This window comes from Acidithiobacillus sp. 'AMD consortium', from assembly GCF_008926505.1.
Lineage (GTDB): Bacteria > Pseudomonadota > Gammaproteobacteria > Acidithiobacillales > Acidithiobacillaceae > Acidithiobacillus > Acidithiobacillus ferridurans.
Window position 1 is genome coordinate 2890862 of sequence record NZ_CP044411.1, and the last position, 15823, is coordinate 2906684.

16 protein-coding genes are annotated in these 15823 nt (G+C 57.3%); 8 read left to right on the forward strand and 8 right to left on the reverse strand.

The window, feature by feature from the left end:
* Positions 1 to 8: 8 nt before the first annotated feature.
* Genes F6A13_RS15060 through F6A13_RS15070 form a run of 3 tightly spaced genes read right to left on the reverse strand, consistent with a single transcriptional unit; the run spans position 9 to position 5673 of the window.
* Complete coding sequence (locus F6A13_RS15060) at positions 9 to 3119, reverse strand: efflux RND transporter permease subunit (RefSeq protein ID WP_113527158.1); 3111 nt, start codon at positions 3117 to 3119, stop codon at positions 9 to 11.
* Positions 3116 to 4246, reverse strand: a complete 1131-nt coding sequence (locus F6A13_RS15065) for an efflux RND transporter periplasmic adaptor subunit (RefSeq protein ID WP_126604758.1) — start codon at positions 4244 to 4246, stop codon at positions 3116 to 3118. Before F6A13_RS15065 ends, F6A13_RS15060 begins: the two co-directional genes overlap by 4 nt.
* The gene (locus F6A13_RS15070; protein WP_113527160.1) at positions 4243 to 5673 is read right to left on the reverse strand and encodes a TolC family protein; all 1431 of its coding nucleotides are present in this window, start codon (positions 5671 to 5673) and stop codon (positions 4243 to 4245) included. Before F6A13_RS15070 ends, F6A13_RS15065 begins: the two co-directional genes overlap by 4 nt.
* A 231-nt stretch (positions 5674 to 5904) precedes the next feature.
* Here F6A13_RS15070 and F6A13_RS15075 point away from each other — a divergent pair, with 231 nt between their 5' ends.
* Positions 5905 to 6768, forward strand: a complete 864-nt coding sequence (locus F6A13_RS15075) for a hypothetical protein (protein WP_126604757.1) — start codon at positions 5905 to 5907, stop codon at positions 6766 to 6768.
* 673 nt (positions 6769 to 7441) lie between these two features.
* Entirely contained in the window at positions 7442 to 8125 is a 684-nt protein-coding gene (locus F6A13_RS15080; protein ID WP_126604756.1) for a hypothetical protein, read from the forward strand.
* A 268-nt stretch (positions 8126 to 8393) separates the two neighbouring features.
* Here the strand turns inward: F6A13_RS15080 and F6A13_RS15085 are convergent, their stop codons facing one another.
* Positions 8394 to 9239, reverse strand: a complete 846-nt coding sequence (locus F6A13_RS15085; protein ID WP_126604755.1) for a thioredoxin fold domain-containing protein — start codon at positions 9237 to 9239, stop codon at positions 8394 to 8396.
* A 159-nt stretch (positions 9240 to 9398) separates the two neighbouring features.
* Between F6A13_RS15085 and F6A13_RS15090 the strand changes: the two genes are divergently transcribed.
* The 3 genes from F6A13_RS15090 to F6A13_RS15100 all read left to right on the forward strand — a co-directional run bounded on the left by F6A13_RS15090 (position 9399) and on the right by F6A13_RS15100 (position 11300).
* Positions 9399 to 9812: a site-specific integrase gene (locus F6A13_RS15090; RefSeq protein ID WP_225981872.1), complete on the forward strand. Its 414-nt coding sequence runs from the start codon at positions 9399 to 9401 to the stop codon at positions 9810 to 9812.
* Positions 9813 to 10048: 236 nt separating this feature from the next.
* Positions 10049 to 10774 (forward strand): hypothetical protein, encoded by a 726-nt coding sequence (locus F6A13_RS15095; protein ID WP_126604753.1) that lies wholly within the window; start codon positions 10049 to 10051, stop codon positions 10772 to 10774.
* 13 nt (positions 10775 to 10787) lie between these two features.
* Positions 10788 to 11300 carry a GNAT family N-acetyltransferase gene (locus F6A13_RS15100; RefSeq protein ID WP_126604752.1) on the forward strand — a complete coding sequence of 171 codons (513 nt, stop codon included), beginning with the start codon at positions 10788 to 10790 and terminating at the stop codon, positions 11298 to 11300.
* 323 nt (positions 11301 to 11623) lie between these two features.
* Here the strand turns inward: F6A13_RS15100 and F6A13_RS15105 are convergent, their stop codons facing one another.
* From F6A13_RS15105 to F6A13_RS16065, 3 genes are read right to left on the reverse strand one after another with little or no spacing between them, the layout of a single operon-like run.
* Positions 11624 to 11905: a helix-turn-helix domain-containing protein gene (locus F6A13_RS15105; protein ID WP_113527307.1), complete on the reverse strand. Its 282-nt coding sequence runs from the start codon at positions 11903 to 11905 to the stop codon at positions 11624 to 11626.
* The gene (locus F6A13_RS15895; RefSeq protein ID WP_197722429.1) at positions 11902 to 12060 is read right to left on the reverse strand and encodes a type II toxin-antitoxin system RelE/ParE family toxin; all 159 of its coding nucleotides are present in this window, start codon (positions 12058 to 12060) and stop codon (positions 11902 to 11904) included. Before F6A13_RS15895 ends, F6A13_RS15105 begins: the two co-directional genes overlap by 4 nt.
* Complete coding sequence (locus tag F6A13_RS16065) at positions 12014 to 12139, reverse strand: hypothetical protein (RefSeq protein WP_404813258.1); 126 nt, start codon at positions 12137 to 12139, stop codon at positions 12014 to 12016. The genes F6A13_RS15895 and F6A13_RS16065 overlap by 47 nt, the downstream gene beginning before the upstream one ends.
* 764 nt (positions 12140 to 12903) lie before the next feature.
* Between F6A13_RS16065 and F6A13_RS15115 the strand changes: the two genes are divergently transcribed.
* Genes F6A13_RS15115 through F6A13_RS15125 form a run of 3 tightly spaced genes read left to right on the forward strand, consistent with a single transcriptional unit; the run spans position 12904 to position 15464 of the window.
* Entirely contained in the window at positions 12904 to 13458 is a 555-nt protein-coding gene (locus tag F6A13_RS15115) for a Spy/CpxP family protein refolding chaperone (protein ID WP_151528398.1), read from the forward strand.
* A complete protein-coding gene (locus F6A13_RS15120) occupies positions 13459 to 14205 on the forward strand; it encodes a response regulator (protein WP_151528399.1) in 747 nt (248 codons plus the stop codon).
* Positions 14202 to 15464, forward strand: coding sequence for an ATP-binding protein (locus F6A13_RS15125; RefSeq protein WP_126604751.1), 1263 nt, complete (start codon positions 14202 to 14204; stop codon positions 15462 to 15464). The genes F6A13_RS15120 and F6A13_RS15125 overlap by 4 nt, the downstream gene beginning before the upstream one ends.
* Before the next feature lie 10 nt (positions 15465 to 15474).
* Here F6A13_RS15125 and F6A13_RS15130 read toward each other — a convergent pair whose 3' ends face one another.
* Entirely contained in the window at positions 15475 to 15801 is a 327-nt protein-coding gene (locus F6A13_RS15130) for a hypothetical protein (RefSeq protein ID WP_126604750.1), read from the reverse strand.
* Between the last annotated feature and the right edge of the window lie 22 nt (positions 15802 to 15823).

The window sequence follows — 15823 nt, forward strand, 5'->3', positions numbered from 1 at the left end:
TTTGTCCGCTATATATCACAATTTGGCGAAATTGCAGAACCGACACCCTCCGCCTTCGCTTCCGAAACCGCCATGCGGCCCTTCCAGCGCCCTTTCCATCCCTCAAAGAGGACGTAGAACGCCGGCGTCACGTAGAGCGTGAGGAACTGCGACACGATGATACCGCCCGCCACCGCCACGCCCAGGGGCACCCGGGACTCGGCGCCCGCGCCAATGCCGATGGCGATGGGCAGAATGCCCAGCACCGCCGCAAGGTTGGTCATCATGATGGGACGAAAGCGGGTGATACAGGCATCGACCATGGCGTCCACCGCCGTGGCGCCCTCGCGGCGGCGGTGGATAGCAAAGTCCACCATGATGATGCCGTTCTTTTTCACCAACCCCACCAGCATGATGATGCCGACGAAGCTGAACAGATCCAGTTCCTGATGAAAGATCCAGAGGGCCAGCAAGGCACCAAAGCCAGCCAAGGGCAGGGCGGTGAGGATGGTCAGGGGATGGATGAAATCTTCATAGAGAATGGCCAGAATGGCGTAGATCAGCGCCACCGTCGCCAGCAGCAGCATGGGCAGACTGCCCGTGGACTGGGAGAATGCCGCCGCGGATCCTCCGAATTCCCCCTGCACATCCGCAGGCAATATTTTTGCCGCCGTGTCCTGCACCGCCTGGGTGGCGTTTCCCAGGGAAACACCGGGCGCCAGGTTAAAGGAGATGGTCACACTGGGCAGGCCGTTGTAGTGGCTGATGCTCAGGGGGCCGACGCCATAGGCGAAGTGCGCCAGTGCGGCCAGCGGCACCAGCCCGGCGCTGCCCGGCACGGTGATGGCGGCAAGCGCGCCGAGATTCGTCTGAAACTGCCGCGCGAGGTCGAGAATGACCTCATATTGGTTGGTCGAGGCATAGATAGTGCCCACCTGGGTGCCGCCGAAGGCAAAGTTCAGCGCCTGTTCGATGATTTCCGGGGTAACGCCCAGCGCCTGCGCCCGCTGATGCAGGATGTGTACCTCGATCTCTGGATTGGCCAACTGCAGGTCACTGTTGACGGCCTGTAGTCCGGGTACCTTGCGCAGGGCCGTTACCAGTTTGGGCGCCGCCGCGTTCAGGCTGTCCTGGTCTTCGCTCTGCAGAATATATTGATAATTGGACTGGGAGGAGACCGGCCCCATCTGGATAGCGGGCGGCAACTGGAAACTCGCCTGCACCCCGGCGAAATGGCTGACGGTCTGGCGCAATTCGGCAATGACCTGGGTTCCCGACGGCCGCTCGCCCAACGGCTTGAGACGGATGATCAGCCGCCCGCTGTTGCCGGAACCGAAGGCACCGGCGCCCTGCCCGGCGCTGGACATCACCGCCTGCACCGCCGCGTTGTGGCCGACGGCAGCAGCGATGGCCTGCTGGGTCTTCTCCAGTTGGGCAAAGGAAATACCCTGGGGATACTCCAGGTTGCCCATGATCATGCCGCTGTCTTCGGTGGGGATGAAGCCCTTGGGGAGGATGATGAAAAGCCCGATCATGGCCAGCAGACTCAGCAAGGCACCGCCATATATCCAACCGCGGTGTCCAAGCATCGCCCGCAGGCTGCGTCCATACCAGTCACGCAGCCGGATGAAACCGCGCTCGAAGCGGCTCTGTCCCTGGTGTTTCACCCGCAGATAGCGGGCGCAGAGCATGGGTGTCAGGGTCAGGGAGATCAGCCCGGAGAGCAGGATGACCACGGCGATGGTGACACCGAATTCGCGAAACAAACGACCGATGATGCCGCCCATGACCAGAAAGGGTAGAAAGACCACCGCCAGCGACAGGGTCATGGAGATCACCGTAAAGCCGATTTCCCGGCTGCCCACGAGCGCTGCCTGATAGGGCTCTTCACCATTTTCCTCGTGACGGGCGATGTTCTCCAGCATGACCACCGCATCATCCACCACAAAGCCCACCGACAGGGTCAGGGCGAGGAGCGTCAGCGTATTCAGGGTGTACCCCAACTCATAGATGATGGCGAAGGTGCCGAGGATGGAGGCGGGGATTGCCAGTGCGCCGATCAGGGTCGGGCTGCCGCGGCGCAGGAAGAGCCAGAGCACCCCGGCCACCAGTATGGAGGCGAGCAACAGGGTGACCTCGACCTCTTCCACCGCCGCACGGATATAGTCTGCCTTGTTGTACACCACGGTCATGTGGGCACCGCCGGGCAGACTGGCGCTCAGCAACGGCAGGCGCTTCTGGATGGCGTCGGAGATAGCCACGGTATCCGCGTCGGGCTGGCGAACCACGGCGAGAATGAGGGCACGCTGGCCACCGATCCAGCTGGCGATCTGGTCATTGTCCACCCCGTTGCGGACCTCGGCGATATCGGCCAGCGGCACCACCGCACCATTGGCGAAAGTAATGGGCATGCCCGCAAAGGCTTGAGCGTCGTGGAGTTGTCCATGCACGTTCACCGCATAATTGCGCACCGCACCCAGCACCGTGCCCTGGGGCAGGTTGACGTTATGACTGGAAATGGCCTGGGTAAGGGCCTGCAGCGATATTCCGTGCGCCTGCATGGCGAAGGGGTTGGCGTGAATGCGCACCGCGTAATTCTGCTCCCCGAAGATCTGCACCTGGGCGACGCCGGGAATACCGGAAATGGCGGGCACCACCTTGTCCACCGCATACTGGTTGAGCTGGTAGATGGGCATATTGGGCGCAGCGAGGGCAATGAACTCGATGGGCGCCGCCGACGGATTGAGCTGCTTGACGAAGGGCAGGCTGGGCATGCCCGGCGGCAGCAGGTGAGAGGCCTGGGTGACCGCGTTTTCCACATTCTGGGTGGCGACATCGATGTTCTGGCTGAGGTCGAACTGCAGAATGACCCGCGTCGAGCCCTGATTGTTCACCGAGCTCATGGAGGAAAGGCCGGGAATGGAGGAAAACTGCTTTTCCAGCGGTGTCGCCACGGCGCTGGCCATGGTCTGCGGGCTTGCTCCCGGCAGACTCGCCGCGACCAGGACCGTCGGAAAGTCCACGCTGGGCAACAGGGCCACCGGCATGTTCGTAAAGGAAAAAATGCCATAGAGCACCAGCCCGAGGACCAGTATGACCGTCATCACCGGGCGACGAATGAACAGGGCGGAGAAATTCATGGTCTTTTCCCCGGCGCCCCTGGGGGTTGGACGGCAGGCCCACCCGCGCCGCTCAGCGCCACCTTAACCCCCGGATAGAGCCGGGCGGGGAGGGGATAAATCACCCGAATACCCGCGTCTATCCCCTGCACCACCGCATCCGTGCCCGACTCCCAGAGCACCTGCACCGGCTTGTCCATGGCCGTGCCATCTTTCACCGTATAGACAAAGGGCCCGGTACTGCCCTGCTGGATCGCGCCTACCGGCAGCACGGTGGCCTGCGCCAACTGCTGGATCGGCATCTGCACCTGCACGTACTGTCCGGGCCAGAGGCCGAGGTTGGTATTGGGTACGGTGGCCTGCAGGCTGATGGTGGCGGTTCCCGCGCTCACGCTGTTGTCGATGAAGGTGAGCTTGCCCTGAGCGAGCACCGTACCACCCTTCTCATCCTCGATCGGCAGCGGAATGGCCTGCTGTTGGGCCAGCCGCGCCGCCGAGAGCAGGCTTTGGGGAACGCTGAAATTCACGGTGATCGGTGCAACCTGGTTGATGATCGCCAATTGCGTCTGGTTGGCGACAACCAGGTTGCCTGCCTTGACCTGGGCCAGGCCGATACGGCCGCTGATGGGGGCGGTGATGCGGGTGTAGGAGAGATTGAGGCGGGCCTGCTCCAGGGCGGCCTGATCCGCCTGCACCTGCGCCGTTGCCGCTTGCGCCTGGGAAACCGCCTGATCGAAGCTCTGGACGGTGATGAAATCCTTTTCCGCCAGTGGACGGTCCTGCTCCACGATATTGCGGTTATAGCGCGCAGTGGCCTGATCCGCCACCAGCTTGGCCTGGGCCTGGGCAAGTGCTGCCTGCATCTGCGCCGGGTCGATGGTGAACAGGGTTTGTCCCTTGTCTACCATGCTCCCCTCGGTAAACCGCACGCTCTGCAGGATGCCGGAAGTCTGCGGCACGATGGTCGCCGTCTGCAGGGGCGTCACCGTGCCCAGAAAACCTTCATAATGGGTCATGGGACGGGTGCTGACGCTGACCAGGCCGACCTGCAGGGGCGGGGCCTCATGTTTGGCCTTGGTCTGGCAACCGCTCAGCATCAGGGAGAGGGTCGCCAGCGTCAGCAGAAGGACAACGGGGGAACGGGTCACGGTGTATTCTCTCCCAAAGGCATGCCGACGGCCTGACTGAGTTGCGCCAGGGCCACATAACTGTTAACCAGATTCTGAATCAGGGTGTAGCGCGCCTGCGCCAGGGTGGATTCGGCGAGGAGGACATCCTGAATGGTAGCCTGGCCGACGCGATACTGGGCCTGCACCACCTCCAGCGCCTTCCTGGCATTTTCCAGACCGCTCTGTGCGCCGGGGTAGGCCGCAACCGCGCCCTGGAAGTTGTGAAAATCCTGCCAGACTGTAGCTTCGGTGCTGCTGCGGCTGGCCGCGAGGTTGGATTGGGCCTGGTCCCTCAGGGCCTGCGTCTGGCGTATCTGATAATGGGTGTTGAAACCGGTGAAGAGGGGTACGGTCAGGGTAAAACCCACGGTCCAGGTGTCGCCGGGCAGATAGCCGTTCTGAAAGGCGTAGCCGTAGGAACTGCTGACCCCCAGACTGGGCAGACCGCTGGCCTCGGCGCTGCGGACGTTGGCCTGGGTTACGGCAACCTGGGCCCGCGCCTGCTGCAACGCGGGATTGGCGGTGAGGGCTGCGTGCATCAACGTCTCAGCGGCGCTGTGGAGTTGGGGCGGTTTCTGCCCGAGTTTGAGGGGCGCTATCCTCAGCATGGTCTGCGGACCGAGGTTCAGGGTGCTGGCCAGCAATCCTTCGCTGCTGCGCACGGTCTGGCGTTGCGCGGCGAGGGTAGACTGCGCCTGCGCCATGGCGGCACGGGCCTGATAGAGGGCGCCGATGGTGGCTTGTCCGGCACGATGCAGGACTTCGGCGGCCTCCAGGTTTTTCCGGTTTTCCGCAACGGTCTTTTCATCGGCCAGCAACAGGGATTGATTGCCGAGAAGCTGGTAATAGGCCTGCGCGACGCTGAAGGCAACGCCCTGGATGCTCTGGTTCTGAGTGAAGCCCGCCACCCATTCCTGGGCGCGGGCAGCATCCACCTTGGCGACGCGCAGGCCAAAGTCCCACAGGGTGTAACTCAGGGTCAGATTGGGGTTGGCGCTGTTGCGTGCCGGCACCGTGAAGCCGATGGTGGAAACCGCCTGCCGACGACTGAAATTGGTATTGAGGGTGAGGCTGGGCAGCCAGGCGCTTTCCGCCATTCCCAGGCCTGCCGCCTGGGCGCGCAAACCGTCCCAGGCGGCGGCGGTCTGCGGATTGTGGGCGAGGGCATATGCGGTGAGTTGCGGCAGCGTCCAGACCTGGCCCTGCTCTGCCGCAGGGAGGGTTTGGGGCTTGGGGACTCCGGGGAGTCTGCGAGGTGCTGTCCACGCCTGCGCGGGGCTGGCGCTCATACCACTTTCGGTATCCAGAGGGTCCGCCAGCCACGCTCCGACGCTGGCTTGCGCCAGCGCGCCCTGAGCCACACAGAAAACGGTACAAACAGCCAGCAATAGCGCTTTGGGGGGCACGCTCAGGCTCCTCGGCAGTGGAGCCGCCATTCTCCCGGAAAGCGGGATCATAAGGAAGATGTGGGCACCGAGGAAATTGTTGCGAAATGTTAAGGACTGGCCTTGCGGAAGACGGATCATGTTCTATATAAGTCTTTACTGACTCTGCGACGTGTGTTGTTTTTGCAATCAGTTACAGGCTGATTCAGCTCGTGAACACTATCTTAAGGGATAAAATAAAAGGATGTCCGCATGATCAACAAGAAAGCTATCGCAACCCTGACCGCAGCAAGTTTGGCCCTGTTTTCCGCCTCTGCCATGGCCGACAGCGCCTGGAATGCCAGCCAGAATCCAATCGTTGCGGCCAACAATGAAATAGGTCTCGCGGCGACGGGTACATTGATGAATTATCAAGAACACTTTGCCACAACCGGTGTCCTCAGCGCTCCAATGGATGATACGGAATCAGGGTGGTTGCCAGGATTCTCGGTAAATCTCTCTGGGATGAATGACAACCTTACAAAAAATCTGTATTTATCGCTTAATTACAATTATTCTTCGGCCGGGATAGCTTATAAAGGGTTCACGTACAACCCTGGCATACCGAACTCAGCTAGGCGCGCTGATACAACGGATCAGGCGACCACGCAGAACTTCCTGGGAAAATTGGGTAAAGGTTTTTCTATTAGTAATAACATGATGCTTACACCATATGTAGCGGGTGGATTTCAATTGTGGAACAGACAGCTTCCCGGTACTCATGAGCGTTACCATTCTGAGTTTGTTGGCGCCGGTCTCATGTATCAGTACGCACCGACAGCCAGGTTGGTCCTCGGTGCTGACATGCGTGTACTTGCTCTTGTTGGCGGAGGTATCAAAACATCCCAATGGTCCTCTGGGTTTGGCACCAGTGGAGAAGAAACCGTAGGGATTCATGCAGACTATAAAATTTCTGGTGGATGGCATGTTTATGGTGGCTTGAATTTCACCCACTTTACCTACACTGGGACGGGCATTGTAACGTTTTATCAAGGTGCCACGGAGTATATTGGTAAGGAGCCCCCATCATCGACCAATCTGCTCGGTATGAGTGTCGGGCTTGCCTATGGTTATTAATCCGGTTTGTCCGCGAGCAGAGCACGCATGCGCTGTCAACGGACAAAATAGTATCATCCTAGTCCCCTGATCCACAGACGGCTGAGTATGCTTGTAGGACAGGGTCGGCCCTAGCTATGGACGGCGTGAGAGCAGTTGCGGGGAGTGTGTGCCCGAAGCGCGCGGCGGCAACCGTCTTTGGCCTCTTGCGACAGGCCTTGTCTACAGGCGACGGGGTGCCATAGTACCTTGCGGAGCGAACGGCAGTAACAGACTGAACCCAGACGTTCCATCGCTCGCCGTTTCGACTGTGGATCATTAGCGTCGCCGACTATATACTGATGGGTATGGAAACAAAAAACTTGACAGGGTGTATCAGAAGATTGTGGCAGCGGAAAACATAACCATTTGCATCGAATGGAGCTTTCATGGCTGTCCTGCCGCTATAAATTTTGTCGCGTAACGATACATCAGGTTTGCAGGGGGTATGGAGCCTATGGTGAAATATCAGTGTATGGCTCGTCTTACTAGGGAGCAAACAGCCAATCTTAGTAGACAAATTGGTTTGCTTTTGATGACAACCAGAAGCCGCCGGCTCGTTGTACCAAATAGGTCATTAGAAGACTATGCTTCACATTACAAAGCAATCATACTTTTCTGAGCGGGAAACCACAAAAGAAAAATGGAGGGACATGTGCGATTTAACTATAAGGTATTTGTGTTGTTTATAGCTTCCACAGTGATATTTGCGGCGCCGACATCGACGTATGCAGTGACGTCGCTCCAAGAATATGAAGGCCTGATTTCTCAGAGCATGACAAATTTATCCAATGTTCCAGAAAAAGCGACCTTTGTCATCACCAGTAGTCAGGGTGATTCTGTGACTCGAGGCTCTGTACTTACTGATCCGATTGATAGGAAATCAACAGGGGTCTTCACGGTCACTGTGCCGGGGATACCACCTGTTACCATAAAAAATGTCCAAATGGGTCGTACTGATTATTCCTATATGAATGGACGATTGGCAGAAAAGTTGAGATCTCCTATTGCGGAACCAATGGGAAAATCAGAAAACTTCTTCACATATATGTCCGGCGTTCGTCAAATCAGTGGGATAAGCTATCATCGCGAAACGCTAGAAGGTCTTTCTGGTGTCGTTGATAGGCAAAATTATTCTATTTTCCAATCGGATGTTTCAGGCGTTTCATTGCCTCAGGTCGAGGCGAGAACTCCCGTGAAGAAAGCCGATGTAAAAATATATTTTAATCCCGAAAATGGTCGCGTTCACGAAATAAATATAATTCAATACTGTTATCAGGATGGGGTTAGCTATACCGTTAATGAGACGGAAACTATAAATTATCTCACTGCAAAATGAGCGCAGAGTACGTGCTGCAGGAAGTATGGTCGCGGTAGAGACAGTAGTTACCCACCCCCCCCCCCCCCCCGCACAGATCCGTACGAGCGGAATTACCGCATACGGCTCCGGCCTCATGTCATAACGCGAAACCTTTGCGATGGGTGGGAATGAGCCAGTTTTACTGGAGGAAGCTAACGGTTCACTATCGGTCCAAAACGCCACCGAGACATTCGTGCGCGCTGACTGCGCCGCCTTAACGCACGCAGCCATGCACGAATCACTTCCGTCATAGAATTGAGGGCGTTTTAGAGGATATGGCCGAGGCGGTCACCGCAGTGGATCCTTGTATAGTAGTGACGGAAACCGGGCTTGCCATCTCTGGCAATAAACGTTCCATTTGTTGGGTGGATATCAATCCGTCGATATGCTCATAATGACCATCACTCAACTGAAAGACCAAGGCAGGGACACCATTGAACCCGAGATACTCCATGACTCTCTTATTGGTGTCCAGATCTTGTTGCGCTGCTCCTGTCGGACTTTCCATATACGCTCGCAGGCCAGCATTGTTGCTGCTGAACGCTACGCTCTCATAGGCATTCAAGACACCCGGGGGATTAGGCGATTGCAGTATATCCGCTGCGATCCGTGTGCTTTGGCTACTCAGAAAAGCCACGGGCACGTAACGTACGATCAAGCGCCCCTCCCTTATCAAGGTTGTCTCTTCTACAAAGAGTTTGTGGCAGTAGGGACAGAGCGGATCCTGGAAATCGTAGATCACTGGCCCGCTGTTGCCCTCCTGGATATAGGTCACCTGAGCAAGTTCTGCAGCAATGTTTTGTGTAGACGGATACGTTGGTGCATTGCTCTTCGTGCAGGTATAACCCGGCGGACAGGCTGCCGCCGTGCTGGCACTGGGCATTCCGGGCAAGGCGCTGTAGCCACCATCATGGACTTCCTGAGCCAGCTGGCTGAGATTGGACAGAGAGCTTGGCATACGTATCCCGGTGCTTTGCGCCGCATTCTCGACGTCACCGAGCAGGCCAAAAATACCGGCCTGAGCCATGACCGGCAGCAGTAATGAAATGTATAAGCTAAATTTTGTGAATCGTATCGTTCTTTTCGTCGACATGCTTATCCTCTTGAATGGTGATAGTCGCTAGAGGGCGAATTCAAGTTTGAACTGCAATTCCGGCCGGTGCGCGAACCGTCTATTTGCCTCTTGTAACATACTGAATATTAAAACATTAGGCAAGCGCTGGCCCCAAATCCTATATGGATGTCTCCATGTGTGCAAGAGGATTTTTTTGATGTCTGGCATGGTGAGGTCGGGTTGCAGTCTTATATCCGGCCTTTGATGCAGAACGACAAGCCTGCTGGCCCTGATTCCAAAACTGGCGATCCGCGCCGAGTACCGCTGTCCAGTCGCGCCTTGGCCGTACTGGATGCCCTACCCCGCCGTATGGATGGTGAGGTGTGGGGTGTCAGGGCAGATAGCATCACACAAGCCTTTGCTCGCGCCTGCCACCGAGCAGGTATCGAGGACCTACGCTTTCACGACCTCCGCCACGAGGCCACCAGTCGTTTCTTCGAGAAGGGATTGAATCCCATGCAGGTGGCGGCCATCACAGGGCACAAGACCTTGCAGATGCTGAAACGCTATACTCACTTAAGAGCGGAGGACCTGGCGAAGATACTGGGGTGAATATTACCAGAAGGGCCGGTACAGACTTATGTCTTGGAATCGGCTAGAGTATGCCGCATACTTAATGGGGTAAGAGTAGCGGAATTTCATTGTTTTGTCTCATGTTGCGGCTTTAGGAGAAGGTTAATAAATACAATCTCATATGGTTATAATTGGTGGCACCACATAGGACACAAAGACGCATTCTGTCTGGTAAATCCGCAGGGAGATCATCCAATGTTATACGGCATACCCCCTTGTTACACTGCACCGATAGTGCCATCGAATTTGCGTTAGCCTCAAAGATGATCACGCGGACTCTCAAGGCGACATCCGAAGATGGCGCAACTCGCGAGGAAGTAACGCTGTCTTTCTCTGAAACAGATGTACAACTTCTTGAGCACTATCTGACAAACTGCGATCGCCTCAAGGAAGCGCGCCTACTTAAAGGTGAGTTTCCGAGAATAAAAAACATCACATGGACCGCTGAAGCAGGCTTGTCGTTTACTCTGTCCGAGTTTTCGTATGGAGATGTTTGCGAGCTTCTCCATCTTGCTCGTCCGATATTCTTATCGAGAGAGCCGGTATCCTTTGAGAAGGCGACGGCCACCATTGGAAGACAGGCCAAGGGCACCGCTATTGCCCAGCATCTAAAGTTCCTGCGCTCCACTTACGAGCGTGGAGACTATCAGCCCTATTTTCAGGTAACTGTTGGTGGAGTCCCATTGTTTGAAGATGAAACATTGAAACGCTGGCTAAATGGGGTTGAGTACCACCAAGACAAAGAGAAGGCTGAGATCGTTAAAGACCTTGAGAGCAGCCTCACGAAAGAAGTGGCGCGAGGAATATTCGTCTCACAGCTTTCGGGTCGCGTGAGAGCCGCGTTGATGTTGGGCCATCTCGCAAGCCTCATCGCACGACCAGAGGCTAACAAGGCGCTCCAGCCGACGTCTCCGCCTGCGGCAGAGCCGCGGCTGAGCTAGGGCGTTAGCCGTCATGCAAGTAGTCCACGCCGTCCCTGAAGATGCCCGCGCTGTTGCCGAGATTCACGTCGATGCATGGCGCTCGGCCTACTCGCGAATCCTTCCTGCGGACTATCTCGCCTCCTTGTCAGTCGAGAAGCGGGAGGCCATGTGGAAGAACATTGTCGAATCTGGGCAAACGGAGCTCCTCGTCGCTAAGGATGGCGGGGCGATTCTTGGCTGGGTGTCGTTCGGTGCTTGCCGAGACAAGGATGCACCATCCTCTCAAGCGGAACTGTGGGCCATCTACGTGGCACCGAACAGTTGGTTCAAAGGTGTTGGGCGTCAGTTGTGGCTACGGGCGCGAGAGCTCTTGTCTCAGCAGGGCTACAGCACGTGTAGCCTGTGGGTGTTTGCGGAAAACGAGCCAGCCATCCGCTTCTACAAGGCTATCGGGTTCGTGGCAGACACCCTACCTCCGCAGGAACTCGAGTGCGGTGGTCGGCAGCTTCAAGAAGTGCGCTGCGTCTGCAGAATTGACGCCTAACCCTTCGCCCAGCTCAAACGTAACGATGCGATATGTTGATGGCGTGTAGTTCTGAAGATGCCTCTCTCGCTGCTCGTCTTCGTTCCAAGCGCCCCAGGTCTGAATCACGTATTCCCGCATCGCGTCTCGTGTGATCTCGTAGGTGAGTTCAAGGTCACTGGGGTTCGCTGGGCGGAGTGAGTAGGTGCTCAACTGTGTGGGGCCTAACAAGAGGGTATGCCGGATAACATTGGATGATCTCCCTGCGGATTTACCAGACAGAATGCATCATTAATATCTTACTGTAAAAATGGCCTTTATGATGCCTATAGACTCCGTTAGCATCAGGCTGCATCCAGCACCGGCAGCTCTATGTGTAGCTCTGCTGCTGTCGCCATATTCACCAACATGTCCAGACTAAACAGGTCAATCTTGCCGCGCACCAAATCGGAAACGCGCGGCTGTGTTACTCCAAAAAGCTGCGCCGCCCGGGCCTGGCTCATCCCGGTACGGGCAATATGGCTCTTGAGTAACATCATCAGCTGAGAACGTAGCTTCATATTCCCTGCTTGTTCACGAACATCCTCAATCGCATCACATACACTCGCAAATCGTTCTTTGCTCACGATTTCATTTCCTTCAATAAATCCCGGTACCGCTGTCCGGCAAGATCCATATCTGCCTTGCGGGTTTTCTGGGTCTTCTTTTGAAAATAGTGCAGCACATAAACGGCATCAGCGAATTTCGCCACATACATGATTCGGTAGGCCACCTGTTGCATCCCGTATCCGAATTTTCCGAATGCCTTGACCCACGCTATGCATCGGCTTCCAGTCGTCCGGCTCTTGACCTTTCTGCACCCAATCCAACTGGTGTCCTGCTTTGCGCTTGGCCGATAGGGGAAAGGTGCGGAGATCTTCCAGAGGAGATGCCTGGAATATGATAGGTTTTTGGGTGTGCCACCGGCCAAATATATAAAAAATTATATCACCATACAACCCTGTACGCCTCTCCCATAGCCAAATGTCCTGTCAGTGATCCGCACAAATGGCCGTTTTCGCGAGCCTTCAGATGACGGCGATTGTTGCACGGTATATCAAACAGTTGTAATTATCTAAAATTATTCTCAAAAAACTGCTACGGTTTACAGCCATGGTGACGAGTTTCCAGAACATGATGATCAGTCCGCTGGACGACCGCTCCCGCTGCATACCTGCCACTGGAGATAAAGAGCATACCGGGGGCAGAGAACCTGTGAGACGCCAGGATCATACTTTTTGTCTGGGAAAGTCGTTTGTAATTTTTGACATAATGATCCAGGATGAAACATTAATTTTTATGTTAAATCCAGAGAACAAAAAATCAATGAGTTACGGAGTTTTCAGGATGAAACTTTTTTGTCACTGAACAAGTGGCTCAGTTCGTTTTGCATTGGAAGTACCGCGCAATCCCATATAGGGTTGCTATTCCTCAGGAGTGGACCACCATGCGCGTCCATAGCGACAAGCAATCACCCCCATTCATAATTCTTGACACTTTGCCGCTGGCATCCGTCGGGGTGGCGCGCTAACTTGTTTTCCACGGAAAGGGCGTTCTTTCCCCCTGAACGATGAGGAGCAGAGTAATGTTAAAATTCAAGCAGATAGTATCCGGATTGATGGTCGGAATGACGGCGCTGGCGGCAGTGCCTGCCTTTGCAGCAGTTACAGAGACTCCGCCGGTCATGAATGGTGGCCCCATGGGACCGGGCATGATGCAAGGCCATCCTTGTCCGGGGGGGTGGCGGCATGGCCCCATGCGCAAGGGTGGTTGGATGCGGAATGCGCCCGTGCCCATGCTGATGCCCATCGTCTGGCGGCATGCGGTGGACCTCAAGCTGACCCCCGCGCAGGAAACGGATCTGAAAAACTGGCGTGCCCAACAGCTAAAGGAAATGCCCACCTGGCGTCAGAATATGCAGGTTCACAACGCCGCGCTGCGTGATGCGCTTCTGAACGGTGAATCGGGTAGCGCCATCGTCCCCTTGCGGGAAGCGGTCCTCAAGGATCATGCCACGATGCTCGAACATGGCATTCAGCAGGTGAATTATCTCCATAAAATATTGACGCCTGTGCAGTGGCAGAAAGCTACCGCGCTGTATAAGGAAATAGGGGGCAGGCGGGGACCCTGGAGCAAGTAAATGACGGAAGGCGGCAAAATCCTGCTGGTCGATGACGACCCCCGACTGCGCACGATGCTGGTGCGCTACCTGGAAGGGCAGGGTTTTGTCGTCCACGCCGCCGCCTCCGGCGTGCAGATGGATCGCCAGTTGGAGCGGGAATACCATGACCTGCTCCTGCTGGATGTCCTTATGCCCGGCGAAGACGGCTTCAGCATCTGTCAGCGTCTGCGGGTGCAGGAACCACATTTGCCCATCATCATGCTGACTGCCCGGGGGGACTTGGCCGACCGGGTACAGGGCCTCGATGTGGGCGCCGATGACTATCTCTCCAAGCCCTTTGAGCCCCAGGAACTGGTTGCACGCATCCGCGCCGTGCTGCGCCGCAGTCAGGATCAGCGCAGCAGCGACCCAACCCCCGGCGCCATCATTTTCGGCCCTTTCCGCCTCGCCCTCGACAGTCGCAGTCTCTGGCGGAATGACGAGAAAATCTCCCTTACCGACAGCGAGTTTTCCATTCTGCACGCGCTGGCCAGTCATCCCTGGCAGCCGCTCTCGCGGGACCGCCTGCTGGCCATGACCCATGGCAACGACGACGCCACACCGGGTTCACGGGGTATCGATGTGTTTATCTCGCGCTTGCGACGCCTTGTTGAAGACGATCCCGGCGAACCACACTATATTCAGACCGTCTGGGGGCGGGGGTATGTGTTGGTACCCGATGGCGGAGATGCCACACCCAGGGAAGAAGGCACTTTACCCGGATGAACAAATCGCGCCCCTGGCCGGATACGCTGTTTACCCGGATGTTTCTCATCATCGCCGGGCTACTGCTGCTGAGTCAGCTTGCGGTGTACTGGTTTTTCAATATCTATCAGGCCAACCCGCAGGCCGAGCGTCTGGCGCAGAACTGGGCGCAAATTCTGACCCTGAGCGAAGCTCTCACCCCCGCCCAGCGTCAGGAGACGGAGTCCGTGCTGCTGCACCAGGGTCTCCGCATCGTTCCTGCCGGTGCGGTGCGCGGCCACAATCCCCGTCTGCCGGTACTGGCCAACGCCCTGCAACTGCTGCACCACATGGGCTGGCCGCAGGCGCAACTACGCGTGGACGGCCAACGCCGGATGCTCTGGTTGCAAACCCGGCCCGATGCAACCCTGGCGCTGGCCATGCCCATGCCCCATCCACCGGGGCTGCCGTTGCCCTGGTTCAAGCTGGCGGCGATTTTGCTGCTCTCCTGGCTGGGGGCGTATCTGGCGGTACGCCAGGTCACCCGGCCCCTTACCCGGCTCATGCAGGGGGTGGCACGTTTGCGCGGCGGTGATACCCCGGCGGATCTGCCCGAGGCGGGTCCGGCCGATCTGCGGCGCCTGGCCGAACGTTTCAACCAGACCCTGCGCGATTTGCATCGTCTCTGGAAAGAGCGGGAAATGGTGCTGGTGGGGGTCTCTCATGATCTACGCACACCGCTCACCCGGATGCGCCTGAGCGCCGAATTCCTGCCGGCCGAGGAGGAGGCCCGCAGCGAAATCATCGCGAACATTCAGGAGATGGACAAGGTCATCCACCAGTTTCTCGATTACGCGCGTAGCGGCGAACAGGAACCGCTGGTGGCGACCGACCTGGGTCTCTGGCTCAAGGCGTTCATTCTACGCCAACCGGCTGGCGTGGTGTGGCACCCCCCTGCAGTCGCACTGCCGAAAATACCCATACAGGAAGTGGGCCTGGCCCGTGCCCTGCAGAACCTCGTCGACAATGCACAGTCTCATGGTAGCGCCCCCATAGACGTCAGCGCCGAACCCACCGCAGACGGCGTGCTGATCCGCGTCCGCGATCACGGGCCGGGCATTGCGGAGGCGGAGCTGGAAGCGGTGCGCGCCCCTTTTGCGCAAGCCGGTAAGGGCGGTGGGGTAGGACTTGGACTGGCCATCGTCGAGCGGATCCTGGCCTATCACCATGGACGCTTCGTTCTGGTCAACGCGCCCGGCGGTGGCCTGGAGGCGCGCATAGTCCTGCCGTCGGCGCCCTGAGGGCGGCGCATCAGGGGTGTTTGGGCGCCGCCGGCGGGCAAAGTTTTCGGAGGTGCGCCACCTCGGAGGGGCTGAGATCGTGCCATGCGATATTGCCACACCTGCCGTTGAGTGGGCCTTCCAGTGTGCCCTCCTGCGAAACCGCCCCACCCACCGGAAAATTGGCCACGGATTGCGTCGATATGGCGGGTCCTACGGTCTGCGTAGCCGCCGTCGTCTGCACCGGCGCCACGGTCTGCTGATTTTGCCACCAGAAGAACAGCACCACCGCGACGACCAGCACCAACAACAGCACGACCAGCCAGCGCCAGCCATGCGTCTTTTCCGCTTCGTCCATGCATTGCACTCCCACGTGTCGG